This is a genomic window from Gordonia sp. NPDC062954, assembly GCF_044543825.1.
GTDB lineage: Bacteria > Actinomycetota > Actinomycetes > Mycobacteriales > Mycobacteriaceae > Gordonia > Gordonia tangerina.
This window is the reverse complement of the sequence record NZ_JBITWL010000001.1, coordinates 144109-169400: the sequence shown is the minus strand read 5'-3', so window position 1 is coordinate 169400 and position 25292 is coordinate 144109. Positions and strand designations below refer to the sequence as shown.

Genomic DNA, 25292 nt, shown 5'->3' with positions numbered 1-25292 from the left:
TGAATAAACAGTGACAGCCTGTAGCAAAGACTGTGCAGACCCATGACTCTCGATGTGGAGAGCAGCGAGTGTCGAACACTGGCTGAGACGGTCGTCGAGCGGGTGATGCTGCCAACTGAATACGGGCTTGATCCGGCCTACCAAATACAGACAGTTCGACTGACAAATGAGGGGAACCGACATGCGGCTGACACCAGCTGATGTGCACAACGTCGCGTTCAGCAAACCGCCTATCGGTAAACGCGGCTACAACGAGGATGAAGTTGATCAGTTCCTCGACTTTGTCGAGGCCGAACTGGCGCGACTCATCGAGGAGAACGGCGACCTGAAGCAGCGCGTCGAGGAGCTCGAAGGCGACCTCGCCGACGCACGGTCGGGCGCACCCGCCGCCGAGTCGGCCGCCGCGCCGTCGGCCGAGGAGCGGACCCAGGTGTTCGCCTCGGCCCCGGTCGCCGAGGCGCCGGCCCCTGCGGCCGCACCGCAGCCCGAGTTCAGCGACGACGATGCGAACGTGCGCGCGGCGCGGGTGTTGGCCTTGGCCCAGGACACCGCGGACCGGTTGACCTCGACGTCTCGTCAAGAGGCGGATTCGCTGGTCGCTGACGCGCGTTCGCGTGCCGACGCCATGGTGTCGGAGGCGCAGTCCAAGGCAGACGCCCTGTTGTCGGATGCCCGACAGCGGTCGGAGGCCATCCTCGCCGACTCGCAGACCCGCTCGGAGGCCCAGGTCCGCCAGGCCCAGGAGCGGGCCGACGCGCTGCAGAGCGACGCCGAGCGCAAGCACAGCGAGATCATGGGCACGATCAATCAGCAGCGCACCGTGCTCGAGGGTCGGATCGAGCAGCTGAAGACCTTCGAACGCGAGTACCGCACTCGTCTCAAGACCTACCTGGAGTCCCAGCTGGAGGAACTGCAGCAGCGCGGTAGCGCCGCTCCGGTCGAGGGTGGCCGGTCCGATTCGTTCTCATCAGATCCCGGCAACGGTGGTTTCACCAGCTACTCTCCGAGCTGATCCGGGACCAGCGGGAGGTTTCTGGTGTTGACACTGGCCCTCGCGGCGACGCTCGTGGGGTTCGTGTTGCTGGTGTTGGGCCTGATCACCGGCACCGTATGGCTGGCGATCTCATGCATCGTGGTTTGTCTGGCAGGCCTCGGCTTCCTGATCGCAGATGTGGTCGGGGCCGGGCGCCGCGGTGACGACGAGCCCACACTGGCCGACTTCGTCGACTCTGATCAGGCCGAAGGGCAGACGCCGGACCGTGAGTCGGGTGACCGGGGCGCCCCGGCCGATCGTCGCATCGACGACGAGCCGGTCGCCCGGCCGCATTCGTCGGTGCCCCAGTCGCCGACACCCCAGTCGCCGACACCCCAGTCACCGATACCGCCGTCGCAGTACGGGTCAGCCGCAGCGCCGACCCCGCAGAGTCCGGTCCCGCCGCCGGGTCCGCCGGGAGTCGGCCGCCACGGGCGGGCGCCGCAACCGCCGCCACAAGCCGGGGTCGGTCGAGACGGTGGCTATGACGACTATCTGAGGTCGGTGGGCGGTTATCCCGCGCCGCAGCCGGCACCCGGGACCCACGGTGCACCCACCGGTGGTGCCGGCCGTCACGACGACGACGTCACGGAGTCCTTCCCGTCCTCGCGATCGTCTTCCTCGCCATCGTCTTCTTCGCCATCCCCGTCCGCGTCGTCCACGTCGCCGACTCACGGCCAGGAATCCGATGCGTCGGACGAGCCACGGGAGCAGCGCCGGGCACGGTTCGATCCGTTGGATCCCAACTGGCGCCCGCCGCTCGACTGACCGCGGTCGGGTCCACGCCGCCGTCACCTCGGCGTTCGGCCCCGCCGGTCGCACCAGCGATTCGTCGTGCGCGGCCGGTGACGGCTACACTCGTTGCTGCGTGGATCCGGCCATCACCGGGGAGCACTCGGAAGAACGGGACCGACACCGCAGCGTGGCAGGTTCTCAGTAGAACCGGGCGGGAGCGGCCCGTGACAGCCGTGGGCTCGCGCCGCATCGCGGGCCGGTGAGTGGCGGTGAACGGCTCAGTAGGCGTTCACCGCAAGCGGGGTGGTACCGCGCGGATCGGCTGATCGTCGAATCAGCCGGTGAGCGTCCCCGTGCCAGAGCAGTTGCGCACATGCCAGGCACGAGGAGAAGCATCATGGCCGACACCGCCCGACCCGAGGCCCCGCAGGTGGATACGTCCGCCGACGCCCGCGTCTATCCCGTCGTCGACATGACCGCCGGCGGCGGTCGCAGCGCTCCGTCCTTCCCGGACGTCGAGCAGCATGTTCTGGCCTACTGGGCCGGCGACGACACCTTCGCCGCTTCCATCGAGAACCGGGCCGACGCCGAGGAGTTCGTCTTCTACGACGGCCCGCCGTTCGCCAACGGCCTGCCGCACTACGGGCATCTGCTCACCGGTTACGTCAAGGATCTGGTACCGCGGTACCAGACGATGCGCGGCAAGCGCGTGGAGCGTCGCTTCGGTTGGGACACCCACGGTCTGCCCGCCGAACTCGAGGCGGAGCGTCAGCTCGGCATCACCGACAAGTCGCAGATCGAGTCGATGGGCATGGAGAAGTTCAACGACTATTGCCGTGACTCGGTGCTGCGCTACACCGGTGAGTGGCGCGACTACGTCACCCGCCAGGCCCGGTGGGTGGACTTCGACAACGACTACAAGACGCTCGATCTTGACTTCATGGAGTCGGTCATGTGGGCGTTCAAACGTCTCCACGACAAGGGTCTGGTCTACCAGGGTTATCGGGTGCTGCCCTACAGCTGGTACGAGCAGACGCCACTGAGCAACCAGGAGTCCAAGCTCGACGACGCCTACCGGATGCGTCAGGACCCGGCCGTCACCGTGCGGATGCCGCTCGTCGGCACCGATGCCCACCCCGAACTCGACGGCGTCAACGCACTGATCTGGACCACCACGCCGTGGACGCTGCCGTCTAACCTGGCGATCGCGGTCAACCCGGATGTCGAGTACGTACACGTCCGTGCGGCCGACGGCCAGGAGTACCTGCTCGCGAAGGCGCTGCTGGCCGGCTATGCCAAGGAGATCGTCGAGCCCGAGATCCTCGGCAGCTACGGCGGCGCGGATCTGGAGGGAATGTCCTACCTGCCGCCATTCGACTTCTTCGTCGGTCATCCCAACGCGCACCGGGTGCTGCTCGGTGACTACGTGACCACCGACAGCGGCACCGGCGTCGTCCACCTCGCGCCGGCGTTCGGCGAGGAGGACATGGACCTCGCGATGGCCAATGGCATCGAGGTCGTGCAGCCGCTGGATCCGGGCGGCCGGTTCACCGCGCAGGTGCCGCCCTACGAGGGCCAGATGGTGTTCGACGCGAACCCGGCGATCATCAAGGACCTCAAGGCGATCGGGAAGATCCTGCGTCACGAGACCATCGAGCACTCCTATCCGCACTCGTGGCGGTCGGGAAAGCCGTTGATCTACATGGCGGTTCCGTCGTGGTTCGTCGCGGTCACCCCGATCAAGGACCGGATGCTCGAGCTGAACAAGCAGATCACCTGGTCGCCGGAGCACATCCGCGACGGTCAGTTCGGCAAGTGGCTCGAGGGTGCCCGTGACTGGAACATCAGCCGGAACCGCTTCTGGGGCGCGCCGATCCCGGTGTGGATCTCCGACGACCCGGAGCACCCGCGTACTGACGTCTACGGTTCCCTCGACGAGCTCGAACGTGACTTCGGCGTCCGGCCGGACAATCTGCACCGGCCCTACATCGACGAGCTGACGCGTCCCAATCCCGATGACCCGACCGGCAATTCCACCATGCGCCGGGTGCCGGAGGTGTTCGACTGCTGGTTCGAGTCGGGATCGATGCCGTTCGCGCAGGTGCACTATCCGTTCGAGAACGCCGACTGGTTCGACGGCAACAGCGACTCGGGCGATGTACCGCACAACCCGGGCGACTTCATCGTCGAGTACAACGGGCAGAGTCGCGGCTGGTTCTACAACCTGCACGTGCTGGCCACCGCACTGTTCGACCGGCCGGCGTTCAAGAGCGTCATCGCCCACGGGATCGTGCTCGGCGACGACGGCCAGAAGATGTCGAAGTCCAAGCGGAACTACCCCGACGTCAACGAGGTGTTCGATCGCGACGGCTCCGATGCCATGCGCTGGTTCCTGATGGCATCGCCGGTGCTGCGTGGTGGCAACCTCGTGGTCACCGAACGCGGTATCCGGGAAGGAGTTCGCCAGGCGCTACTGCCGTTGTGGAACGCCTACAGCTTCCTGCAGCTCTACGCCGAGCGACCCGCGACGTGGCGGACGGACTCCACGCACGTCCTCGACCGCTACATCCTGGCCAAGCTCGCGGTCACCCGGGACACGATGACCGAGGCACTCGACACCTTCGACATCGCCGGTGCCTGCGAGGCGTTCCGGGAGTTCGTCGAGTCGTTGACCAACTGGTACGTACGCCGCTCCCGGGCTCGGTTCTGGGCCGGGCAGGACGACGATCCGGACGCGTTCGACACCCTCTACACGGTGCTGGAGGTGGCTACTCGCCTGGCCGCTCCGCTGCTACCGCTGGCCACCGAGGCGATCTGGCGCGGTCTGACCGGTGGCCGGTCGGTGCACCTGACGGACTGGCCCGCGGCCGACGACCTGCCCGCGGACACCGCATTGGTAGCGGCCATGGATGAGGTGCAGGAGGTCTGCTCGGTCGCATCCAGCGTGCGCAAGGCCAACAAACTGCGAGTGCGGTTGCCGCTACCGGGTCTGACCGTCGCGTCGCCGACGGCCGAACAGCTCACGCCGTATCGGGACCTGATCGCCGACGAGATGAACGTGAAGTCGGTGTCACTGGCCACGGACGCGGATGCCTACGGGCGCTACGAGATCGCGGTCAACGCGCGTGCCGCCGGACCGCGCCTGGGCAAGGATGTCCAGGCCGCCATCAAGGCCGTCAAGAGCGGGGCTTGGACAGTCGGTGCAGGAGCCGACGGAAGCGAGGTCGTCATCGCCGGCGGTATCGAACTACACGACGGTGAATACACCCGCCGCCTCGTCGCCGTGGAGCCGGACTCGACCGCGGAACTGCCGGGTGGCCGCGGCCTGGTCGTCCTCGACACCGCCGTCACCCCGGAACTCGAGGCCGAGGGTTGGGCCAAGGACCGCATCCGCGAACTGCAGGACGCCAGGCGCACTCTCGGTCTCGACGTCTCCGATCGGATCGGCGTCCGACTCGTGGTGCCGGCGAACCGCGCCGACTGGGCACGCACGCACGCCGATCTGATCGCCGGTGAGATTCTCGCGGTCTCCTTCGACGTCGTGGACGCGGAGGCCGGTGCGGCGGGTGGCGTCGAACTCGGCGACGGGATCACCGCGGACGTCACGAAGGTGGCGCGCGCCTGAGTGTGATCTGAGTCACTCGCTGTCACGTCCCGCGGGCGTACGGTGTCTCAGAGGTTGTCCACCTTTTTCGAGAGGAGCAACCCATGAAGAACACTCGACGCCCGCGGGTCGTCGTCCTCGGCGGAGGCTACGCCGGGACCATGGCCGCCAACCGGATCGCGGGCGCAGGTACCGAACCGGCACCCGACGTGGTGCTGGTCAACCCGCGGCCGAATTTCGTCCATCGCATCCGGCTGCATCAATGGGCCACCGGAACCGGGGAGGCCGAGCGCGATTTCGACCAGGTGCTCGGTCCCGACGTGCGTCTGGTCGTCGACTCTGCCGCCCGCATCGACGTGGCCGGCGGCCGGGTCGAGCTTGCCGGCGGTGACACGCTCGACTACGACCATCTGGTCTACGCCGTCGGCTCGACCGCGTTGTCCGCGAACACGATTCCGGGTGCGGCCGAACACGGCTATCCGATCGGCGAATGGGAGACCGCCGAGCGACTGCGTGCCCGGCTGGCCGACCTCGCCGACGATGCGTCGGTCACCGTCATCGGCGGCGGACTCACCGGGATCGAGACGGCCGCCGAGCTCGCCGACGCCGGACGGCCGGTTCGATTGGTGTGCCGCGGCGTGCTCGCCCCGTCGTTCGGGCAGCGCGCGCGACGCGCCACCCGCCGACGGCTGACCAAGCTGGGCGTCGAGATCATGGAAGACCACCGGGTGCACAGCATCGGCCCCGACACCGTGACGGTGTCCACCGGTGAGTCCACCGCGATACTGCCGAGTGCGACCACGGTCGTGGCCGCCGGGTTCGGGGCGCCGGACCTCGCCGCGAAGAGCGGCCTGACCACCGACCGGATCGGGCGACTGGTAACCGACGAGACACTCACCAGTGTCGACGATCCGCGCATCGTCGGTGCCGGGGATTCCGTGGCGCCGTCGGGGCAACCGTTCCGGATGAGTTGCCAGGCGGCCAATCAGCTCGGACCGCACGCCGCCGACACCGTCCGTGCGCGACTGGCCGGTGCGCTGCCGAAACCCGTCGCACTCGCGTTCCTAGGCCAATGCACCTCCCTGGGTCGCCACGCCGCCGTCGTCCAGCCGACGCGACGTGACGACAGCCCGCTCGAGACCGCGATCACCGGCCGTACCGCCGCTGCGACCAAGGAACTCGTGTGCCGCGGCGTCATCCTGAGCCTGCGCCTGGAAGGGCGTCATCCGGGTGTCACGCCGTCGTTCGGTCGGCCACGCGAACTCGCTGAGCCACCGCGCCTGGAGGCGACCGGATGACGGCCGGTACCGACGCGCACGTCGAACGGTTCACCGAACTGCGGCCACTGCTGTTCACCGTCGCTTACGAGATCCTCGGTTCGGCCACCGACGCCGACGACGTGCTGCAGGAGAGTTATCTGCGGTGGGCCGACGTCGATCTCGACGCCGTCGCCGACAGCAAGGCGTATCTCGCCAAGGTGGTCACCCGCCAGGCACTCAACATGTTGCGCACGTCCGTGCGCAGGCGCGAGGAGTACGTCGGGCCGTGGCTACCCGAACCGATCCTGCTCGACGAGCGCGACGCCTCCGAGGATGTCGTTCTCGCGGAATCGGTCTCGACGGCGATGCTGGTCGTGCTGGAGAGCCTGGGGCCCGACGAACGCGCCGTCTTCGTGCTCCGGGAGGTCTTCGGGTTCGCCCATGACGAGATCGCCGACATGGTCGGCAAGTCCGTGCCGGCGGTGCGCCAGACCGCGCACCGCGCCCGGGCGCATGTGCACGCCCGCCGGCATCGCTTCGAGCCGGTCGACTCGGCGCGTACCGCCGAGGTGACCGAGGCCTTCCTGGCGGCCGCGTCGTCCGGCGATGTCGAGCAGCTGATGACCCTGCTGTCGCCGGACGTGGTCTTCACCGCCGATTCGGGCGGTAAGGCCACGGCGGTGCGGCGGCCGGTCAAGGGAGCGCTCGCGGTGGCGCGGTTGCTGTCGGGCTTCAACCGGGTCGGGTCGATACATCCCGACTTCCGGCTCGAAGCCGGGATCTTCAACAGCCTGCCCGGAATGCGGATCTACTTCGACGGCCGTCTGCAGGGTGTGTTCGTGCTGGACTTCGCGGACGGGGTGGTGCACGACATCTTCGCCGTCCGGAATCCGGAGAAGCTGACCGGGATCGAGACGGAGCGACCGATCGCCCGATGAGCACTGGCGCTGCTCAGTCGCGGAGCGCCTCGGCGAGAGGAGCCAGTGCGCGCTCGATGGCGACGTCGAACAACGCGGCCGGATCGCTGAAGGTGTTCGCGCCGTACTGGCCGAACACCTCGAGGCTGACCGCACCGATGGCGGTCGACCACAGGGTGGTCGCCACCACGAGCGCGGCGTCGGAGAGTTCGACGCCGAATTCGTCGCGGATCGTGGCGAGATCGCTGCGGAGGCCGGCGGTCAGGTCCTGCTGCCGGCACTGCAGTACTCCGTCGGCCTCGGCGCGAGCGACCTCGTCGATGAGCATCGCGACCACCCGGGTGCCAGGCTCCACGGTCTGGTCGGCGGGTGCCGAGTATCCCGGGACGGGACTTCCGTAGAGGAGTGCCCACCGGGCCGGGTCGTCGACTGCCCAGGCGCGCAGTGCGCGGGTTGCGGCGTATAGGCGGTCCCGATGACGGTCCGGCGGGACTGCTTCCATCGCCTGCTCGACGGAGTCCGCCACGTCGGAATACGCCTCCACCAGTAGCAACGTGAGCAGGTCGTCGCGGCTCGGGACATAGCGGTACACCGCCGAGGAGACCACGCCGAGATCGCGGGCGACCGCACGGAGTGAGAGGCCTGCGGCGCCGTAGGTGCGCAGGTGCTCGCGGCCGAGTCGTCGGATCTCCGATTCCATCGCCGCCCGATTCGCGGCGCGTGTGGTGGTGGCCATGAGGACATCGTCGCACAACTGAGAGCAGTGCTCTTGAATTTTCCCGCGGGGGCGCGCACACTAGAAAACGAGAGCGGTGCTCTCGATTCTGATCTCACGAAGGGGACTCATCATGCACGCAGCTCAGCCGCACTATCGCGGGCCCAAGGGAATGGACGCCGCCTTCAACCGGGTCGCTCGATGGCTGGTCGAACGCGGGGTGAACCTTGCGGGCGCACAGACGCTGACCGTCACCGGACGCAAGTCCGGCACGCCCCAGACCGTCCCGGTCAACCCGATGCCGTTCGAGGGCCGCGAGTACCTGGTCTCGCCGCGCGGCAACACCCAATGGGCGCGCAACGCCCGGGTGAACGACGCGGCGAAGCTGCGCCGCGGCCGTCGTCGCCGGTCGGTCCGGCTGGTCGAGGTGGCACCGGCCGACCGCGCGCCGATCATCCGCGCCTACCTCGACAAATGGGGATGGGAGGTCAAGCGGTTCCTGCCCGAGGGGATGGGTACCGAGCCCGACGATGCCACCCTCGCCCGGCACGTCGACGACCTGCCCGTCTTCGAGATCCGCTGAGGAATCGCCGATCTGCGGCCGCATACGATGCGGGGGTGGACTCCGCCGTCCCGCCCGAGGCCGAGCCCGGGCACGCCGATACCGAACGCAGTGCGCGGTGGGTGATGCATCTCGACATGGACGCGTTCTTCGCTTCCGTGGAGCAGCTGACTCGCCCGACCCTGCGTGGCCGACCGGTGCTGGTGGGCGGCACTGGCGGTAGGGGAGTGGTTGCCGGTGCCAGCTACGCGGCGCGCGCATTCGGTGCCCGGTCGGCGATGCCGATGCACCAGGCGCGACGACTCGTGGGCTCGGGAGTCGTGGTGCTGCCGCCTCGAGGCGGGGTGTACCGGGTGGTCAGTGCCCGGGTGTTCCGGCTCGTGCGGGATGCGATACCGGTGATCGAGATGTTGTCGTTCGACGAGGCGTTCGGCGAGCCCGCGGAACTCTCCGGCGCCGGCGTCGAGGACGTGACCGCGTTCGCCGAACGGCTCCGTGAGCAAATCCGCGACACTGTGGGCATCTCGGCGTCGGTCGGGTTCGGCAGTGGCAAGCAGATCGCGAAGATCGCGTCTGGCCTCGCCAAACCCGATGGGGTTATGGCGATTCCACCGAGCCGTGAACTCGCGTTCCTGCACGCGCTGCCCGTGCGCAAGCTGTGGGGGATCGGTCCCGTCTCCGGTGACCGGCTGCATCGGCTCGGCATCGAGACGATCGGCGACTTCGCCGCGATGTCCGACCTGGAGGTCGTCTCGGTGCTGGGGGCCACGCTCGGCCCGGCGCTGCATCGTCTGGCCCAGGGCATCGATGAACGTCCGGTCACCGAACGGGCATCGGCGAAGCAGATCAGCGCTGAATCGACCTTTCCCCGCGACCTCGTCGACCTCGACGAACTCCGGCCCGCCATCGACGCCGCCGCCGAGGGCGCGCACCGGCGGCTGCTCGCCGACGGCCGGGGCGCGCGGACCGTGGTGCTCAAACTCCGGCGCTCGGATTTCTCGATCCTCACCCGGTCGACGACGCTGCCCGCGGCGACCAGCGAACTGTCGGTGCTCTCGACGGCGGCCCAGCGGTTGGCCCTCGATCCGCGCAGCATCGGACCGATCCGACTGGTCGGCGTCGGATACTCGGGACTGACTGCGGTGCAGCAGTTCTCGTTGTTCACCGACCTGGACGACCGGCCCGATGAGGCCGTCGTCGAGGTCGGCGACGTCGACGACGTGGAGGCGGCGTTCGTCACCGCGGGTCCCGCACCCGACGTGGCGGAGCCGACCGCCGGACCGCCGGACGAAACGTCGGCCCCGCGCTGGGAGACCGGGACCGACGTGGCACACCCCGAACACGGTCACGGCTGGGTGCAGGGCAGCGGGCACGGTGTGGTGACGGTGCGATTCGAGACACGGGCCACCGGACCCGGCCGGGCCGTGACGTTCCCGGTCGACGAACCGGCCCTTGCCCGCGCGGATCCCATCGCCAGCCTCGCGTGGCCCGACGTCCGTCCCACAGTGGACGACGACTGATCCGCCGAACCGTAGCGCGGCAGGGTCAGGAGGGGTCGATCCGGGCGAAGAAGCCGCGGACCTCCTCGGCCGTGGCACCGGTGGAGAGCAACGCCAACAACGCGATCCGGGCCTGCGGCGGACGCAGCCAACGCGACACGATGGCGCCCGCGCGCTCGAGATCGACCCCACCCCCGCCGCCCCCGTACGTCGGCACCACCCGACCGAACGGCACCCGGGTGGACACCACGACCACGATCCCCTCCCGGACCGCCGCGCTCACCTCGGCCGTGATGTCCGGGTGGGTGTTCCCGGAACCGGTGCCCGCCAGCACGATTCCCGCCGCGTGCTGGCTCATCGCGGCCGCGATGAGTCCCGGGGACACGCCGGGGTAGAGGCCGAAGGAGTCGACTCGGACGTGACCGGTGGCCGGTGGCGCTACGTCGAGGACGACCCTCGGTATGGCGTCGTGAACGGTGTCGAACGCCTCGAGCGCGGTGGTGGAGGATTTGAACAGCCCACGTGCCGAATGGATTCGGCCACCCATCGCGACGAGGACGCCGCGACCCCGGTGGTCGGCGGTCGCGACGGCCCGGATCGCATCGGCGATGTTGCGCGGACCGTCTGCGGTGGGCGAGTCCGCGGTGTGTTGCGCTCCGGTGAAGACCACCGGACGGTCATCGGTGTGGAACAGGTCGACGAGGTAGGCGCTCTCCTCCATCGTGTCGGTGCCGTGGGTCACCACGACGCCGGTGACGGCGGGATCGGCGAGGGCGTCACGGACCGTGGCGGCAATCGCGAACTGGTCGGCGACCGACATCGCCGAGCTGTCCACGGACATCAGATCCGTCGTGGTCACCTCGACCTCGTCGAACGCGAGGTGATCGCCGTCGGCCGTGCCGAGGAGGTCGTGCCCGGACAGGGCCGGAACCGCGCCGTCGGCGGTCGTCCGGGCCGATACCGTGCCGCCGGTCGAGATCAGGACGATGCGGGTGGCCGTCATGGTGTCCAAGCGTATGGTCTCGGGGCGCCGGGAACCCACGGCGCCTCCCGACCGTTGCGCTTCCGACGTGCGACGAACCGCATCGAATGTTGGGTGCGTTCTCGTCGGTTTGGCATAGTGGTGGGAGTTTTGGCGGCCCCGCAGGGGATGAGCGTCCAGAATCCACCGGGATCTGCGAGACGAACACGCAGACCGGACGAACGACTAGTGAGGGGAATGTTCGGTGAAGTTTCCGAAGATCGTGACCGCCGCGTTGATTGCGGGGGCAGTGGCATCGGTTGCCGCCTGTGGCAGTGACGACAGCGACGTCCCAGAGGTCCCGACGGTGTCGTCGGCGACCGCAGCCGCCTCGGGCGAGGGCGGGGGCGTCAACGACCCCGACACCCAGCCGTCGGTGGCGGTGCTGAACCAGATGCTGGAAGAGGCCCTGGACCCGAACGTGCCGAACTCGGAGAAGACCGAACTCGTCGAGGGCTCGGCGGCGGACCCGGCCATCTTCGATGAACTTGTGAAGGCCAAGCAGGACAATCCCGACGTCACCTACGAGATCTTCCCGCCGGTGATCCCGGCCGGGCCCAACAAGGCCACGGTCAAGGTGCAGGTCAAGCTCCCCGACAACCCGCCGACGAAGCTCGATGCCAGCATCGTCTACGTCGACGGTCGCTGGAAGCTGTCGCGCGACACCGTCTGCCCGCTGATCTCGGCGAACAATGTGCAGACGCCGATGTGTACTGATTCGGCAGCGGCTTCGGAATCGGGCAACTGATCATTCGTCGCTGACGACCCGTCACCACACGTCGCTCCTTCGGGGCGCCCCGCTGCTTCGCCAGAAGCAGCCCGAGCGCAACGGGGGAGTGACGTCGTTCACTGCCAGCCGACCGACAACCCGGTCTGCTGGATCAACGGTCGAGCAGGATCGGCACCCACGAGCTCGCGGGCGCCACTGAGCTCGATCGACCCCGAGATCGGTAGACCGCGGGTCAGATCGAGGGTCATCTCACCGTTGCCCGAGTTGCTGAACCGGGCGATGTTCAATGAGCCGCCGGCGCCGGGAACGGTGAAAACCGAATTCACCGGGGTCTGATCCACGGTCACGTCGATCGTCATCCGATCGCCGTCCCAGGCGGTGAGAGTGGCGTCGATCTGTTGGGTGACGGTGACCGCGGAATCGATGGTGCGTTCGATCCGCCAGCGCGCACCTGCACCGATCGCCTCGGTCGGCAGCGGTACCGACATCTGCAGTGCTTGGACCAGCGTCTGCTCCACCGCCAGGCGGGCCTCGGGTCCGGCGTCCTCGGCGGGCAACAGGCGCAGCGAGATCGGCATGGAACCGGGGCCGATCGCCAATCCGGCCCGGGAGCCGGAGGTCGCGGCAAGCTGATCGGTCAACGTGGCATCGGGCGAGGTGACCTCGCCCAGTGTCATCTCCAGATCGGTGGAGTCGGTGCAGTGGAAGAGTGCGCGCAGCGGCATCTCCACGGTCTGGGCCTCGTCGGCACCCGGCGATCGCACGGTCGACGTCGTCGTCACGGTCACCGTCTGCGCGGCGCTGCGATCGGGTGCCGCGGCGGGGAGACGCTTCTCGCCGGTCCCGGCGTCGAGGACGGTCACCTTCGCAGGTGGGATCGGCAGCAGGTTCACTCCGTCGAGTCCCGAGGTCGACTCCTGTGCGCAACCCGCCGACGCCGTCGCGGGGCCGGCGGTGTCGGAGTTCGGGTCGTCGGAGCCGCAGGCGGTGAGGCCGATCAGCAGGGTTGCGGTGATGATGAGGCCGGCGCGACGGGGGTACACGGCAGTCAGCGTATTGGAGGGCTCGTGGATGATGATGGGGTGGATGATGGAGTCATGAGCGAACCGACACCCGGTCCGGTCGACGAAGGCGATCGGTCGCCTACCCACCAGAGCCGCCGGGTGGTCGGGACCCTGCTGGCCATCGCGGCCGCCGTCATCGGTCTGGACCTGCTGACCAAGACGCTGGCGGTCAACCTGCTCGACCCGGGGCAGCCGGTCCGGATCATCGGTGACGCGGTCACGCTACGGTTGGTCCGCAACAGCGGCGCGGCGTTCTCGATGGCCTCCGGCTACACCTGGGTGTTGACCATCGTCGCCCTGCTCGTGGTGCTCGGAATCATCCGCTACAGCAGTCGCCTGCGGTCGATGTGGTGGGTCCTCGGGCTCGGTCTGGTGCTGGGTGGGGCGATGGGCAACCTCGCCGACCGGCTGTTCCGATCGCCGGGGCCGTTGCGCGGGCACGTCGTCGACTTCGTGTCGGTGGGGTGGTGGCCGGTGTTCAACGTGGCCGACTCGGCGGTGGTCTGCGGCGCGGTGTTGCTGGTCGCCCTGTCGCTGCTGGGATTCGAGTACGACGGCTCGCGCACCGGATGGGCGGCGCGGCGGCGCGGCGACCGAGATCGGTCCGCGGCGGAGGACGCCGATGCGTGAGTCACGATCGATGCCCGTGCCAGACGGGCTCGACGGGATGCGGCTGGACGCCGGTGTCGCGCGCATTCTCGGGTTGTCCCGCTCCGTCGTCGCCGCGCTCGCCGAAGACGGCGACATCACCGTCGACGGTGTGACGGTCGGAAAATCGCACAAGCTCGCCGCCGGGAGCTGGCTCGACGTCACGCTGCCGGAACCGGACGAGCCGTTGCGGATCGAGCCGACCCCGGTCGAGGGGATGGACATCATCTACCACGACTCCGACATCATCGTGGTAGATAAACCCATCGGCGTCGCCGCCCATCCGTCGCAGGGATGGACGGGTCCAACCGTTGTCGGTGCGCTGGCTGCGGCCGGCTACCGTATCGCCACTTCGGGTGCCTCCGAACGGCAGGGCATCGTGTCGCGTCTCGATGTCGGGACATCGGGGGTCATGGTGGTGGCCGTCTCCGAGCGTGCGTACTCGCTGCTCAAGCGCGCGTTCAAGGAGCGGGAGGTCGACAAGGGCTACCACGCCCTGGTGCAGGGGCATCTCGACCCGCCGGAGGGCACCATCGACGCACCCATCGGTCGCCACCGGGGCAGCGACTGGAAGTTCGCGGTGACCGCAGCCGGCAAGCCGTCGGTCACCCACTACGACACGGTTGAGATGTTCGCCTCGGCGTCGCTTCTCGACGTCCACCTCGAGACCGGGCGGACCCATCAGATCCGCGTGCATTTCTCGGCGCTGCACCACCCGTGTTGCGGGGATCTGACCTACGGCGCCGATCCGGTGCTCGCCGGGCGGCTCGGGCTGGCGCGGCAGTGGTTGCACGCGCGCTCGCTGTCGTTCGCGCACCCCGTCGACGGGCGGCAGGTCACGTTCACCAGCCCGTACCCCGCCGACCTGCAGCACGCTCTCGACGTCCTCCGCGACGCCTGACCCGCCGACAGAACCCCGAATCGCGCCGAGAGAACCCCGAATCGCGCCGACAGAACCCCGAATCGCGCCGAGGAGTCCGGGCGGTGTGTCGACACGCCGGGCCGACACACCGCACCGCGTCGCCCCATCTGTCACATAGGGCGTGCCATGCCCGGGTCTGTCGGGGCGTGGACATAGAGTTGGGGACGCTTCTTCAGACCGTGCGGTGCACACACCGGACGTGTTCGAAGCGCACCGACACGTCAGCGAACATCAGAGGTGAGAGACGTCCGTGGCCGATTCGTTCGTGCACCTGCACAACCACACCGAGTACTCGATGCTCGACGGTGCCGCGAAGGTGTCGCCGCTGTTCGCCGAGGCCAAACGCCTCGGCATGACGGCAATCGGGATGACCGACCACGGCAACATGTTCGGTGCGAGCGAGTTCTACAACACCGCGGTGAGCAACGACATCAAGCCGATCATCGGCATCGAGGCCTACGTCGCCCCCGAGTCGCGGTTCAACACCAAGCGCGTCACCTGGGGCACCCGCGACCAGAAGTCCGACGACGTCTCCGGTAGCGGTGCCTACACGCACATGACGATGGTCGCCGAGAATGCGACCGGTCTGCGCAATCTGTTCAAGCTGTCGTCGCTGGCGTCGATCGAGGGGCAGCTGGGCAAATGGTCGCGCATGGATGCGGACCTGATCTCGCAGTACGCCGAGGGCATCATCGCGACCACCGGCTGCCCGTCGGGTGAGGTGCAGACCCGGCTGCGACTCGGGCACGAACGTGAGGCCCTCGAGGCCGCGGCGAAGTGGCAGGAGATCTTCGGCAAGGAGAACTTCTATCTCGAGCTGATGGAACACGGTCTGGAGATCGAGCGACGGGTTCGCGACGGTCTGCTCGACATCGGCCGCAAGCTCGGCATCAAGCCGCTGGTCACCAACGACTGCCACTACGTCACGCAGGAACACGCCAAGAGCCACGAGGCCTTGCTGTGCGTGCAGACCGGCAAGACGCTGTCCGATCCCACCCGATTCAAGTTCGACGGCGACGGCTACTACCTGAAGTCACCTGCCGAGATGCGTGAACTGTGGGACTCGATGGTCCCGGGTGGGTGCGACTCGTCGGTCGAGATCGGCGAGCGCGTGCAGAGCTACGCCGATGTGTTCACCCACCGCGACCGGATGCCCATCTTCCCGGTCCCCGAGGGCGAGTCGCAGCAGACCTGGCTCCGCAAAGAGGTCGCCAAGGGCCTCGCCGAGACCCGTTTCGCCGGTACCGAGGTGCCCGAGGAATACCAGCGTCGGGCCAACTACGAGCTCGACGTCATCATCCAGATGGGTTTCCCGGCGTACTTCCTCGTCGTCGGCGACCTGATCCAGCACGCGCTCGAGGTCGGCATCCGGGTGGGCCCCGGGCGCGGTTCGGCGGCTGGTTCGCTGGTCGCGTGGGCGCTGGGCATCACCAACATCGACCCGATCCCCCATGGGCTGCTGTTCGAGCGATTCCTCAACCCCGAACGTGTGTCGATGCCCGATATCGACATCGACTTCGACGACCGTCGCCGCGGTGAGATGGTTCGGTATGCCACCGACCGGTGGGGCAGTGACAAGGTCGCCCAGGTCATCACCTTCGGCACCATCAAAACGAAAGCGGCGTTGAAGGACTCCGCCCGCGTCCAGTTCGGCCAGCCCGGCTTCGCGATCGCCGACCGCATCACCAAGGCGTTGCCGCCGCCCATCATGGCCAAGGACATCCCGGTCTGGGGTATCACCGACCCCGAGCACGAGCGCTACGCCGAGGCCACCGAGGTCCGCACCCTCATCGAGACCGACCCGGATGTCAAGAAGATCTACGACACCGCGCTCGGTCTCGAGGGACTGATCCGCAACGCCGGCGTACACGCCTGTGCGGTGATCATGTCCTCGGAGCCGCTCACCGACGCCATTCCGGTGTGGAAGCGTGCACAGGATGGCGCGATCATCACCGGCTGGGACTACCCGTCATGTGAGGCCATCGGCCTGCTGAAGATGGACTTCCTCGGGCTGCGCAACCTCACCGTCATCGGTGACGCGATCGAGAACATCAAGACCAACCGCGGCATCGACCTCGACCTCGATGCGGCGCCCCTCGACGACCCCAAGACCTACGAACTGCTCGCCCGTGGTGACACCCTCGGGGTGTTCCAGCTCGACGGCGGCGCCATGCGTGAACTGCTGAAACGTATGCAGCCCACCGGATTCGAGGACATCGTCGCCGTGTTGGCGCTGTATCGCCCGGGCCCGATGGGCATGAACGCCCACAACGACTACGCCGACCGCAAGAACGGGCGCCAACAGGTCAAGCCGATCCATCCGGAACTCGAGGAACCGCTCAAGGAGATCCTGGCCGACACCTACGGCCTGATCGTCTACCAAGAGCAGATCATGCAGATCGCGCAGAAAGTGGCCGGGTACTCGCTCGGCCGAGCCGACATCCTGCGCCGCGCGATGGGCAAGAAAAAGGCCGAGGTCCTCGCCGCCGAATTCGAGGGCTTCGAGGAGGGGATGAAGTCCAACGGCTTCTCCTCGGCCGCGATCAAGGCGCTGTGGGACACGATCCTCCCGTTCGCCGGGTACGCGTTCAACAAGTCGCACGCCGCCGGCTACGGTCTCGTCTCCTTCTGGACCGCCTATCTCAAGGCGAATTACCCGGCCGAGTACATGGCCGGTCTGCTCACCTCGGTGGGCGACGACAAGGACAAGGCCGCGATCTACCTGTCGGATTGCCGCAAACTCGGCATCACCGTGCTCCCGCCGGACGTCAACGAGTCGCAGCGCAACTTCGGCGCCGTCGGCGGCGACATCCGCTTCGGTCTCGCCGCGGTGCGCAACGTCGGCACGGGCGTGGTGTCGTCGATCCTGGCCGCGCGTGAGGAGAAGGGGAAGTTCACCAGCTTCTCCGACTACCTCGGCAAGATCGATGTCACCGCGTGCAGCAAGAAGGTCACCGAATCGCTGATCAAGGCCGGTGCCTTCGACTCGCTCGGTCATCCGCGCAAAGGGTTGTTCCTCGTGCACGGCGACGCCGTCGAGTCGGTCATCGGCACGAAGAAAGCCGAGGCCATCGGTCAATTCGACCTGTTCGGCGCAGCGGGCGGAGATGGCGCAGCAGACGACAGCCTCGCCGAGGTGTTCGCGGTGAAGATCCCCGACGAGGAATGGGAATCCAAACACAAACTCGCCCTCGAGCGCGAAATGCTCGGGCTCTACGTCTCCGACCATCCCCTCGCGGGTGTCGCGCACGCCATCGCTGCGCAAACCGACACGTCGATCACCCAGCTGTTGGAGGGGACGGTGCCCGACGGGGCGCAGATCACGATCGGCGGCATCATCTCCGCGGTGAATCGTCGGGTCAACAAGAAGGGTGAACCATACGCGGTGGTCACCCTCGAGGACATGGTCGGTGGCGTGGAGGTCTACTTCTTCCCCCGCGCGTTCTCCGTGTTCGGGATGGACATCGTTCCCGACAACATCGTGCTGATCAAGGCGCGGGTCAACGTGCGTGACGATTCCACGATGATCAGCGCCAACGATCTCGCGGTACCCGATCTGGCTGCCGTCGGGACGGCGAAACCCGTGGCCTTGACGCTCAGCGCACGTATCTGCACCCCGGACCGTGTGCAGGCACTCAAACAGGTGCTGTCCCGCCACCCGGGTACCGCGGACGTGCACGTCACGTTGGTCAGCGAACAGCGGTCCACGGTCCTGCGGCTGACCGAGGCGCTGCGGGTCAGCCCGAGTTCGGCGTTGATGGGCGATCTCAAGGCGTTGCTCGGGCCCAGTTGCCTGGGGCAGTAGGCGGCCCCAACGGCAATGTTCGGGTGCCCGAACATTTGAGTTCACTTCGCGCTACACTCGGGACAGTGGAGATCATCCAGCCCATGATCACCGCCGACCGCGAGGAGTGACGATGACCGCAGCGAATCCGACCGCGTTTGTCGAAGTGCGTTCCGAGGCGCGGCACACGCCGACGCCGACCGTCGAGGTCGCCGGGGTGCGCTGGCCGGTCCACAAACTGCATGCGGTGCTGCTCGCCGTCGTCGTCGCGGTGCTCGTGTTCGCGCTCACCGGCTCCGGACTCGTCGTCGCCTGGACGTCGGCGGCCGTGCTGCTCGCCACCTGGTGGGGAGAGCGGATCTGGTTCTCGCACCGTCGCGGGGTATAGCCGACCGCGGCGCGGTCAGCGACCGGGGTACGCGGCGGTCGCACCACGATCGAATCCGCCGGGCACCTCATAGATTCGTCCGTCGAATCCGGCCCGGAACAGCCGTCCCGCGGAGAAGCCGCGGTCCCCGCGGCCGTAGGAGACCACACTCGACAGTGGCATCCCTGATCCGAGGACGCAGTACCGTCCCGGCGAGGTGATCCGTACGACCTGGCCGGCCGCATTGAAAGGCACCACCGGCCTGTTCCGGGAGTCCAGGGTCAAGCCATCCGGGGTGGCCGCGATGTCGCCGCCCAGGTTCAGCAGACTCTGCACAACCCGCGGATTCGACGTCGAGATCCGGCTCACGCCGGGATTGACGAAGGTTCGCGAGACATAGAGCCACCGATCGTCACGACTCAGCACGGCGCCGTTGGCGCTCGGTAGCGAACCCCAGTCCGCCTGCACCACGCCGTTCGGATACGCCCGTCCGATCAGATTGCCGAAGTCGTTGGTGGCATAGACGATCCCATTGCCCGCGACATCCATGCCGTTGGCGGCCGAGAACCCACGCACCCACGGTCGCAGGGTCCGGGTGCCGACGTCGATCCGCGCTATCCCGGCATGGCGCAGGGCGTCACCCACGATGACCCGGGCGTCGGCTCCGTAGCCGACCAGGAGTGCCCCGTCGCGAGCCCAGGCCAGTGCGCCGGCCCCACCGTCGGGAACGCGGGCGATCGGCACGGCCGGCGCGCCCGGCGACGACAGGCGAAATACCCTGCCCGAGATCAGATCTGTGGTGTAGAGCCGACCGGCCCGGTCGACCGTCAGACCTTCCAGTGCGGCGCCGGGTACGGTGCCCACCACGCGCGGTGCCTGCCCGGCGCCCGGACACACCGGAGCGGCCGACGCGCTCGCCGGGGTGAGTGCGGTGATCAGCCCGGCGGCCAGGGTGCCGACGGCAACCGCGCAGATCATCTGACGGCGTCGTCGCGAGTGGTGCGACGAGCGTGGCGCCGGGGCTGATCGGGCGGGGGGAGCAGGATTCGAGTGAGCGTGTCCGAACATGTCGACCTCCGCGTCGATGGTGGCCACCCCGGTCGGGCAGCGTCGACCTGAGCCGACGCCATCGAACGTATCCCGAAGAGGCGATCTGGTCGATCCCCTGTCGTGCAGTGTAGTGGCCCGACCTCCCCCGCGCCGCTGATCGCGGCAGGTGAGAGCATGGAGATCGTGAGTACTCAGCAGGCGCCGGTTCATCAGCACGACCACGCACTGACCGGTGATGCCGTCAGCGCCTCGGTCGCGCGGATCGCCGACGCGGTGGCCCGCACCCCGCTGGAGGACGCGCCGCGCATCTCCGCGGCCGCGGGCGCCCGGGTTCTGCTCAAACGTGAAGACCTGCAGACGGTTCGCTCCTACAAGATCCGCGGTGCGTACAACGTGATGGCGCAGCTGTCGGACACCGAGCTCGCCCGCGGGGTGGTCGCCGCCAGCGCCGGGAACCATGCGCAAGGTGTCGCCTTCGCCTGCCGGTCGATGCGCGTGCCCGGTCGGATCTACGTACCGACCACCACGCCCAAACAGAAGCGTGACCGAATTCGCTGGCACGGCGGCGACTATGTGGAGCTACTCGCCGTCGGAGAAACCTACGACGCCGCTGCGGCAGCCGCGCAGGCGGACGTGATCCGTACGGGCGCCTCGTGGATCCACGCGTTCGACGATCCGCGGACGGCGGCCGGGCAGGGCACGATCGCCCATGAGATCGTCGAACAGCTCGGTGCGGTCCCCGACGTGGTGGTCGCGCCGGTCGGCGGCGGCGGCTGTCTCGCCGGCATGGCGACGTATCTGCGGTCGCTGTCCGACGATGTGGCCATCGTCGGAGTGGAGCCCACCGGAGCGGTCTCCTTGAGTGCCGCGCTCGCCGCTGGGGAGCCGGTCACCCTGGAGACGATCGATCCGTTCGTCGACGGCGCCGCGGTCAAACGTATCGGGTCCATCGGTCACCGCGTGATGGCGCAACTCGGGGCGACGATCACCGACCATCCGGTGCTGTCACGGGTCGCGTCGCCGGCGGCGGTACCGGTCGTCGACGCGTCGGCACGCCACGTGACCTCGCCGGGCACCGCGCACATCACCCATGTCGACGAAGGGGCGATCTGCACGACGATGCTGGCGCTGTACCAGAATGAGGGCATCATCGCCGAGCCCGCGGGCGCCCTGGCGGTGACCGCGTTGTCGTCGCTTCAGCTGCCGTCGGATGCCACCGTGGTGTGCCTGATCTCGGGTGGGAACAACGATGTCTCGCGCTATGGCGAGATCATCGAGCGATCCCTGGTACACCGCGGCCTCAAGCACTACTTCCTGGTGGACTTCCCGCAGGAACCGGGCGCGCTGCGGCGTTTCCTGGACGAGGTGCTCGGCCCCGACGACGACATCACCCTGTTCGAATACGTCAAACGCAACAACCGGGAAACGGGCGCAGCGCTGGTGGGTATCGAACTCGGTGAGCCGGCCGGACTCGCCGACCTGATGGACCGGATGGCCCATTCCCGCCTGCACTGCGAGCGGTTGGAACCTGGCACACCGGCGTATGACTACCTGACCTGATCCACGTCGGTCAGCCGTCCGATCACGACGTTGGGGCCACCGCTGAGTATCCCGCCGGCCATCGGCGTCACCTCGTCCCACCACAGCACCGGGTCGAGCCCGATCGGCACGGGCACCTCGTCTGCGCGGAGTAGGCAGATCACTGCCCATGAGCCGCGGAGCATCGCGAACCAACCCGCGTCGGCATCGAAAGTGCATCGCACGGAACCGAAGTCGCCCCGGATCAGGTCGTCGGTGGACTTTCGCAGCGCGATCACATCCCGATAGAACTGCAACATTCGGGCATGGCCGGCATCGGTGGGTTCGGACCAGTCGAGCTTGGAGCGCTCGTATGTCGCCGGATCCTGCGGATCGGGGACATCGACGGCATCCCAACCGTGCTCGGCGAACTCGCTGCGCCGACCGGTGCGCACGGCCTCGCCCAGTTCGGGCTCCGGATGTGAGGTGAAAAACGCGAACGGGGTGTCGGCCGCCCATTCCTCGCCCATGAACAGCATCGGGGTGAACGGCGACAACAGCACCAGTGCGGCCTTGATAGCCAGTTGCCCGCCGTCGAGGTATGCCGATGGCCGGTCGCCGACCGCCCGGTTGCCCACCTGGTCGTGATTGCACGTGTAGGCGACCAGCGCGTCGGCGTCGACGATCTCGGTGGGGATCGGGCGACCGTGTCGTCGGCGCCGGAACGACGAGTAGGTGCCGTCGTGGAAGAAGCCCCCGGTCAGTACCTTCGCCAGGCCGTCGAGGCCGCCGAAGTCGGCGTAATAGCCTTGTCGCTCGCCGGAGACCGTGGCGTGGATCGCGTGGTGGATATCGTCGTCCCACTGGGCACCGAGCCCGTACCCCCCGACCTCCCGCGGCATGATCAACCGCGGGTCGTTGAGGTCGCTCTCGGCGATCAGGGTGAGCGGTCGACCCAGCTCGGCGGCGAGTGCGTCGGTGGCGATCGCGAGCTCCTCGAGCAGGTGAAGCGCGCGGTGGTCGATCAGCGCGTGCACGGCGTCGAGCCGCAGGCCGTCAACATGGAAGTCACGCAGCCATCTCAGAGCGTTGCCGACGATGTAGGCGCGTACGGCGTCGGAATCCGGTTCGGACAGATTCAGCGATGATCCCCAGCTGTTGGTGCCGCTGGTGAGATAGGGGCCGAACTCGGGCAGGTAGTTCCCCGACGGGCCGAGATGGTTGTAGACCACGTCGAGGACCACAGCGAGGCCGAGGGCGTGACAGGCGTCGACGAAGCGCGCGAATCCATCCGGCCCGCCATAGGGTTCGTGGACGGCGTACCAGGCGACGCCGTCGTAGCCCCAGCCATGTGTGCCGTTGAACGCGTTGACGGGCATGACCTCGACCGCATCGACGCCGAGCGCCACCAGGTGCGGCAGCTGTTCGATTGCGGAGTCGAAGGTCCCGGCAGGGGTGAACGTCCCGATGTGCAGTTCGTAGAGCACCGCACCCCGTAGGTCGAGACCAGCCCAATCGTGATCGGTCCACCCGAACTCGTCGAGCCGGTGTAGTTCGGCCGCGCCGTGTACACCGTCGGGTAGTCGAACCGCGCGCGGATCGGGCACCGGGTCGCGGCCGTCGATGCGAAACCGATACCGCGCAGGTGCGGAGTTCGTGGCCGAGGCGGCGGCCGACCCCGGTGCCGCGCCCCACCAGCCCGGCGACGTCGACAGCGGCACGAGCCCCACCTCGATCTCGTCCTGACCGACGTCTCCGCCGATCAGCAGTGTCACCGAGGCCGCAGTGGGCGCCCAGACCGTGATGTCGGCAGCGGTCCGTGGTGGGGTGAACGGCGCAGTCGACACCTCGATGGGAGTGTTTTGGCCACCTTGGTCGCTCGTCCCAGTTATGGTGTCGGGAGTCCCTGACTGATCTGTCACCCAACACAAGGTATGTCGCCGGTGATGGCGGCGCAGATATCGGTAATGTGAGCCGTGGCACAGCGGAGATGGCGAAGCGGGGTATATTACCGGCCGGGGGTTCGTCCTCGAGGGGGAGAACGAGTGAAAGCATCTGCACGCAGCAGTGCCTTCACCGAACATATATGTGATACGACGAGCCTTCTACGGAAGCAGCCGACAGCAGGGGCAGGGGAGTGACTACTGACGCGGTGACCTCGAATGGCGAGGGAACACGTGCACGCGCCGGGGGGATACGGAAGTGGTTCGGTGACCACGTGCTGGCGTCGTTCGACGTTCGGACGTCAGATGGGGATGTTCGTCGAGGTGTTCCGCGTACTGATCGTGGACATCTTCAAGCGCCGTTTCCCGTTCGGTGAGTTCATCCGGCAGTGTGCGTTCATGTCGAGCACCTCGGTGTTCCCGACGTTTCTGGTCGCCATCCCGATCGGTGTGATCGTGTCGATCCAGGTTTCCAACATCGCCGGGCAGATCGGTGCCACCTCGTTCTCGGGCGCGGCCACCGGTCTCGGCGTCATCCGGCAGGGCGCACCCCTGGTGACCTCGCTGTTGCTCGCCGGCGCGGTGGGGTCGGCGATCGCTGCCGACCTGGGATCGCGCACCATTCGCGACGAGATCGATGCCATGCGGGTGATGGGGGTCAACCCGATCCAGCGGCTCATCTCGCCACGTCTGCTGGCGACGATGGTGGTGAGTTTTCTGCTGTGCGGCTTCGTTTGCTTCGTCGGGTTCATCACCGGCTACGTGTTCAACGTTTATTTCCAGGGTGGTACCCCGGGTAGCTACACCGGTACGTTCGCGGCCTTCGCCTCGGTCTCCGACCTGGTGTTCGCAATAGCCAAAGCCGTCATCTTCGGCGCGATCGTGGCGATTGTCGCTTGTGACCGTGGTCTGAGCACCAAGGGCGGGCCGGCCGGCGTCGCGAACTCCGTGAACGCCGCGGTCGTGAACTCGGTGCTGCTGCTGTTCACCGTCAACGTCGTGCTCACGCAGTTGTTCGCGATGCTCTTCCCGGCGAAGGTGGTGTGAGTTGACGGCATCACGGTACGTCCCGCCGGCCCTGCGGCCACTGGAGGCCGCCAAATCGATCTACCGCGGACCGCGCTCCGGGCTGGCCGCGATGGGCCACCTCATCACGTTCCTGGTCAAGTCGATCGGTGCCGTGCCCATCGCGTTCACCCACTACCGCAAGGAAGTGTGGCGCCTGCTCTCCGATGTCGCATGGGGCAATGGAGCCATCGTCGTGGGCGGCGGCACGGTCGGGGTGATGGTGATCCTCGGGGTCATGGGCGGAGCCACGGTCGGCATCGAGGGCTACACCGCCCTCAACTTGCTGGGCATGGGGCCGGTGACCGGCGGGCTCTCGGCGTTCGCGACCACACGCGAGATCGCGCCGCTGCTGGCGGCGACCGCGTTCACCGCGCAATCGGGCTGCCGCTTCACCGCCCAGCTCGGTTCGATGCGGATCAGCGAAGAGATCGACGCGCTGGAGTCCATCGCGATCCGGCCGTTGCCGTATCTGGTCACCACGCGGATGTCGGCGGCCGTGCTGGCGATCGTCCCGCTGTACGCAGTGTCGCTGGCCGCCAACTACATCGCCTGTCAGCTGATGTTCCAGGTACAGAGTGGACAGGGCGCGGGCACCTACACCTACTACTTCAACCAGTTCCTGGTGTCCGGGGACATGGCCTTCTCGTTCGTCAAGGTGATTGTGTTCGTGCTGCTGACCACGTTCATCCAGTGCTACTACGGATACTTCGCGTCGGGCGGTCCCGAGGGGGTGGGCGTGGCGGCCGGTCACGCGATCCGGATGGCGATCATCGTCATCGTCTTCGCCAATCTGGTCATGACACTGGTGTTCTGGGGCACGTCACCCGGAATCCAGATCTCGGGTTAGGGGGAG

At 67.6% G+C, this 25292-nt stretch carries 19 protein-coding genes and 1 pseudogene; 15 read left to right on the top strand and 5 right to left on the bottom strand.

The window, feature by feature from the left end:
- Positions 1 to 181 precede the first annotated feature (181 nt).
- The 5 genes from ACIGKQ_RS00750 to ACIGKQ_RS00730 all read left to right on the top strand — a co-directional run bounded on the left by ACIGKQ_RS00750 (position 182) and on the right by ACIGKQ_RS00730 (position 7569).
- On the top strand, positions 182 to 1012 hold the full coding sequence (locus ACIGKQ_RS00750) for a DivIVA domain-containing protein (protein ID WP_266060991.1): 831 nt from the start codon (positions 182 to 184) through the stop codon (positions 1010 to 1012).
- Positions 1013 to 1036: 24 nt separating this feature from the next.
- Positions 1037 to 1801 (top strand): hypothetical protein, encoded by a 765-nt coding sequence (locus tag ACIGKQ_RS00745; protein WP_287015037.1) that lies wholly within the window; start codon positions 1037 to 1039, stop codon positions 1799 to 1801.
- 364 nt (positions 1802 to 2165) lie between these two features.
- Positions 2166 to 5393 carry an isoleucine--tRNA ligase gene (gene ileS / locus ACIGKQ_RS00740; RefSeq protein ID WP_396571957.1) on the top strand — a complete coding sequence of 1076 codons (3228 nt, stop codon included), beginning with the start codon at positions 2166 to 2168 and terminating at the stop codon, positions 5391 to 5393.
- A gap of 83 nt (positions 5394 to 5476) precedes the next feature.
- Positions 5477 to 6670 carry an NAD(P)/FAD-dependent oxidoreductase gene (locus ACIGKQ_RS00735; RefSeq protein WP_287015036.1) on the top strand — a complete coding sequence of 398 codons (1194 nt, stop codon included), beginning with the start codon at positions 5477 to 5479 and terminating at the stop codon, positions 6668 to 6670.
- On the top strand, positions 6667 to 7569 hold the full coding sequence (locus ACIGKQ_RS00730; protein ID WP_287015035.1) for an RNA polymerase sigma-70 factor: 903 nt from the start codon (positions 6667 to 6669) through the stop codon (positions 7567 to 7569). The genes ACIGKQ_RS00735 and ACIGKQ_RS00730 overlap by 4 nt, the downstream gene beginning before the upstream one ends.
- Before the next feature lie 13 nt (positions 7570 to 7582).
- On the opposite strand, the gene ACIGKQ_RS00725 is transcribed toward ACIGKQ_RS00730, so the two are convergent.
- A complete protein-coding gene (locus ACIGKQ_RS00725) occupies positions 7583 to 8284 on the bottom strand; it encodes a TetR/AcrR family transcriptional regulator (RefSeq protein WP_396571954.1) in 702 nt (233 codons plus the stop codon).
- 112 nt (positions 8285 to 8396) lie between these two features.
- Between ACIGKQ_RS00725 and ACIGKQ_RS00720 the strand changes: the two genes are divergently transcribed.
- Together ACIGKQ_RS00720 and ACIGKQ_RS00715 are read left to right on the top strand one after the other, a co-directional pair.
- Complete coding sequence (locus tag ACIGKQ_RS00720; RefSeq protein WP_235723199.1) at positions 8397 to 8846, top strand: nitroreductase/quinone reductase family protein; 450 nt, start codon at positions 8397 to 8399, stop codon at positions 8844 to 8846.
- A gap of 104 nt (positions 8847 to 8950) precedes the next feature.
- Entirely contained in the window at positions 8951 to 10345 is a 1395-nt protein-coding gene (locus tag ACIGKQ_RS00715; protein ID WP_396572170.1) for a DNA polymerase IV, read from the top strand.
- Between the two features lie 25 nt (positions 10346 to 10370).
- On the opposite strand, the gene ACIGKQ_RS00710 is transcribed toward ACIGKQ_RS00715, so the two are convergent.
- Positions 10371 to 11327, bottom strand: a complete 957-nt coding sequence (locus ACIGKQ_RS00710; protein WP_287015032.1) for an asparaginase — start codon at positions 11325 to 11327, stop codon at positions 10371 to 10373.
- Between the two features lie 223 nt (positions 11328 to 11550).
- Here ACIGKQ_RS00710 and ACIGKQ_RS00705 point away from each other — a divergent pair, with 223 nt between their 5' ends.
- Positions 11551 to 12093, top strand: a complete 543-nt coding sequence (locus ACIGKQ_RS00705; protein ID WP_235723197.1) for a hypothetical protein — start codon at positions 11551 to 11553, stop codon at positions 12091 to 12093.
- A gap of 98 nt (positions 12094 to 12191) precedes the next feature.
- Here ACIGKQ_RS00705 and ACIGKQ_RS00700 read toward each other — a convergent pair whose 3' ends face one another.
- The gene (locus tag ACIGKQ_RS00700; RefSeq protein ID WP_287015031.1) at positions 12192 to 13118 is read right to left on the bottom strand and encodes a hypothetical protein; all 927 of its coding nucleotides are present in this window, start codon (positions 13116 to 13118) and stop codon (positions 12192 to 12194) included.
- A 54-nt stretch (positions 13119 to 13172) separates the two neighbouring features.
- On the opposite strand from ACIGKQ_RS00700, the gene lspA reads away from it, so the two are divergent.
- From lspA to ACIGKQ_RS00680, 4 genes are all read left to right on the top strand, one after another.
- Entirely contained in the window at positions 13173 to 13769 is a 597-nt protein-coding gene (lspA, locus tag ACIGKQ_RS00695) for a signal peptidase II (protein ID WP_235723195.1), read from the top strand.
- Positions 13762 to 14688, top strand: coding sequence for an RluA family pseudouridine synthase (locus ACIGKQ_RS00690; RefSeq protein WP_235723194.1), 927 nt, complete (start codon positions 13762 to 13764; stop codon positions 14686 to 14688). Before lspA ends, ACIGKQ_RS00690 begins: the two co-directional genes overlap by 8 nt.
- 271 nt (positions 14689 to 14959) lie before the next feature.
- Positions 14960 to 18514: a DNA polymerase III subunit alpha gene (gene dnaE / locus ACIGKQ_RS00685; protein ID WP_396571950.1), complete on the top strand. Its 3555-nt coding sequence runs from the start codon at positions 14960 to 14962 to the stop codon at positions 18512 to 18514.
- Between the two features lie 112 nt (positions 18515 to 18626).
- Positions 18627 to 18881 carry a hypothetical protein gene (locus ACIGKQ_RS00680; protein WP_235723192.1) on the top strand — a complete coding sequence of 85 codons (255 nt, stop codon included), beginning with the start codon at positions 18627 to 18629 and terminating at the stop codon, positions 18879 to 18881.
- 15 nt (positions 18882 to 18896) lie between these two features.
- On the opposite strand, the gene ACIGKQ_RS00675 is transcribed toward ACIGKQ_RS00680, so the two are convergent.
- Positions 18897 to 19838 (bottom strand): SMP-30/gluconolactonase/LRE family protein, encoded by a 942-nt coding sequence (locus ACIGKQ_RS00675; protein ID WP_266061145.1) that lies wholly within the window; start codon positions 19836 to 19838, stop codon positions 18897 to 18899.
- Positions 19839 to 20084: 246 nt separating this feature from the next.
- On the opposite strand from ACIGKQ_RS00675, the gene ilvA reads away from it, so the two are divergent.
- Positions 20085 to 21470, top strand: coding sequence for a threonine ammonia-lyase IlvA (ilvA, locus tag ACIGKQ_RS00670; protein WP_287015028.1), 1386 nt, complete (start codon positions 20085 to 20087; stop codon positions 21468 to 21470).
- Here ilvA and treZ read toward each other — a convergent pair.
- Positions 21458 to 23275 (bottom strand): malto-oligosyltrehalose trehalohydrolase, encoded by a 1818-nt coding sequence (treZ, locus tag ACIGKQ_RS00665; protein WP_235723189.1) that lies wholly within the window; start codon positions 23273 to 23275, stop codon positions 21458 to 21460. The genes ilvA and treZ overlap by 13 nt on opposite strands.
- A 290-nt stretch (positions 23276 to 23565) precedes the next feature.
- Between treZ and ACIGKQ_RS00660 the strand changes: the two are divergent.
- Together ACIGKQ_RS00660 and ACIGKQ_RS00655 are read left to right on the top strand one after the other, a co-directional pair.
- Positions 23566 to 24418, top strand: a pseudogene (locus tag ACIGKQ_RS00660) (MlaE family ABC transporter permease).
- 1 nt (position 24419) lies between these two features.
- Positions 24420 to 25286, top strand: coding sequence for an ABC transporter permease (locus tag ACIGKQ_RS00655; RefSeq protein ID WP_266061009.1), 867 nt, complete (start codon positions 24420 to 24422; stop codon positions 25284 to 25286).
- The last annotated feature ends 6 nt before the right edge of the window (positions 25287 to 25292 follow it).

What these genes read in the sequence shown, in the direction of transcription:
- ACIGKQ_RS00750 (WP_266060991.1), top strand. Translation starts at nt 182, where the DNA reads ATGCGGCTGACACCAGCTGATGTGCACAACGTCGCGTTCAGCAAACCG.
- ileS (WP_396571957.1), top strand. Translation starts at nt 2,166, where the DNA reads ATGGCCGACACCGCCCGACCCGAGGCCCCGCAGGTGGATACGTCCGCC.
- ACIGKQ_RS00735 (WP_287015036.1), top strand. Translation starts at nt 5,477, where the DNA reads ATGAAGAACACTCGACGCCCGCGGGTCGTCGTCCTCGGCGGAGGCTAC.
- ACIGKQ_RS00730 (WP_287015035.1), top strand. Translation starts at nt 6,667, where the DNA reads ATGACGGCCGGTACCGACGCGCACGTCGAACGGTTCACCGAACTGCGG.
- ACIGKQ_RS00725 (WP_396571954.1), bottom strand. Translation starts at nt 8,284, where the DNA reads ATGGCCACCACCACACGCGCCGCGAATCGGGCGGCGATGGAATCGGAG.
- ACIGKQ_RS00720 (WP_235723199.1), top strand. Translation starts at nt 8,397, where the DNA reads ATGCACGCAGCTCAGCCGCACTATCGCGGGCCCAAGGGAATGGACGCC.
- ACIGKQ_RS00715 (WP_396572170.1), top strand. Translation starts at nt 8,951, where the DNA reads ATGCATCTCGACATGGACGCGTTCTTCGCTTCCGTGGAGCAGCTGACT.
- ACIGKQ_RS00710 (WP_287015032.1), bottom strand. Translation starts at nt 11,327, where the DNA reads ATGACGGCCACCCGCATCGTCCTGATCTCGACCGGCGGCACGGTATCG.
- lspA (WP_235723195.1), top strand. Translation starts at nt 13,173, where the DNA reads ATGAGCGAACCGACACCCGGTCCGGTCGACGAAGGCGATCGGTCGCCT.
- ACIGKQ_RS00690 (WP_235723194.1), top strand. Translation starts at nt 13,762, where the DNA reads ATGCGTGAGTCACGATCGATGCCCGTGCCAGACGGGCTCGACGGGATG.
- ACIGKQ_RS00680 (WP_235723192.1), top strand. Translation starts at nt 18,627, where the DNA reads ATGACCGCAGCGAATCCGACCGCGTTTGTCGAAGTGCGTTCCGAGGCG.
- ACIGKQ_RS00675 (WP_266061145.1), bottom strand. Translation starts at nt 19,838, where the DNA reads ATGATCTGCGCGGTTGCCGTCGGCACCCTGGCCGCCGGGCTGATCACC.
- ilvA (WP_287015028.1), top strand. Translation starts at nt 20,085, where the DNA reads ATGGAGATCGTGAGTACTCAGCAGGCGCCGGTTCATCAGCACGACCAC.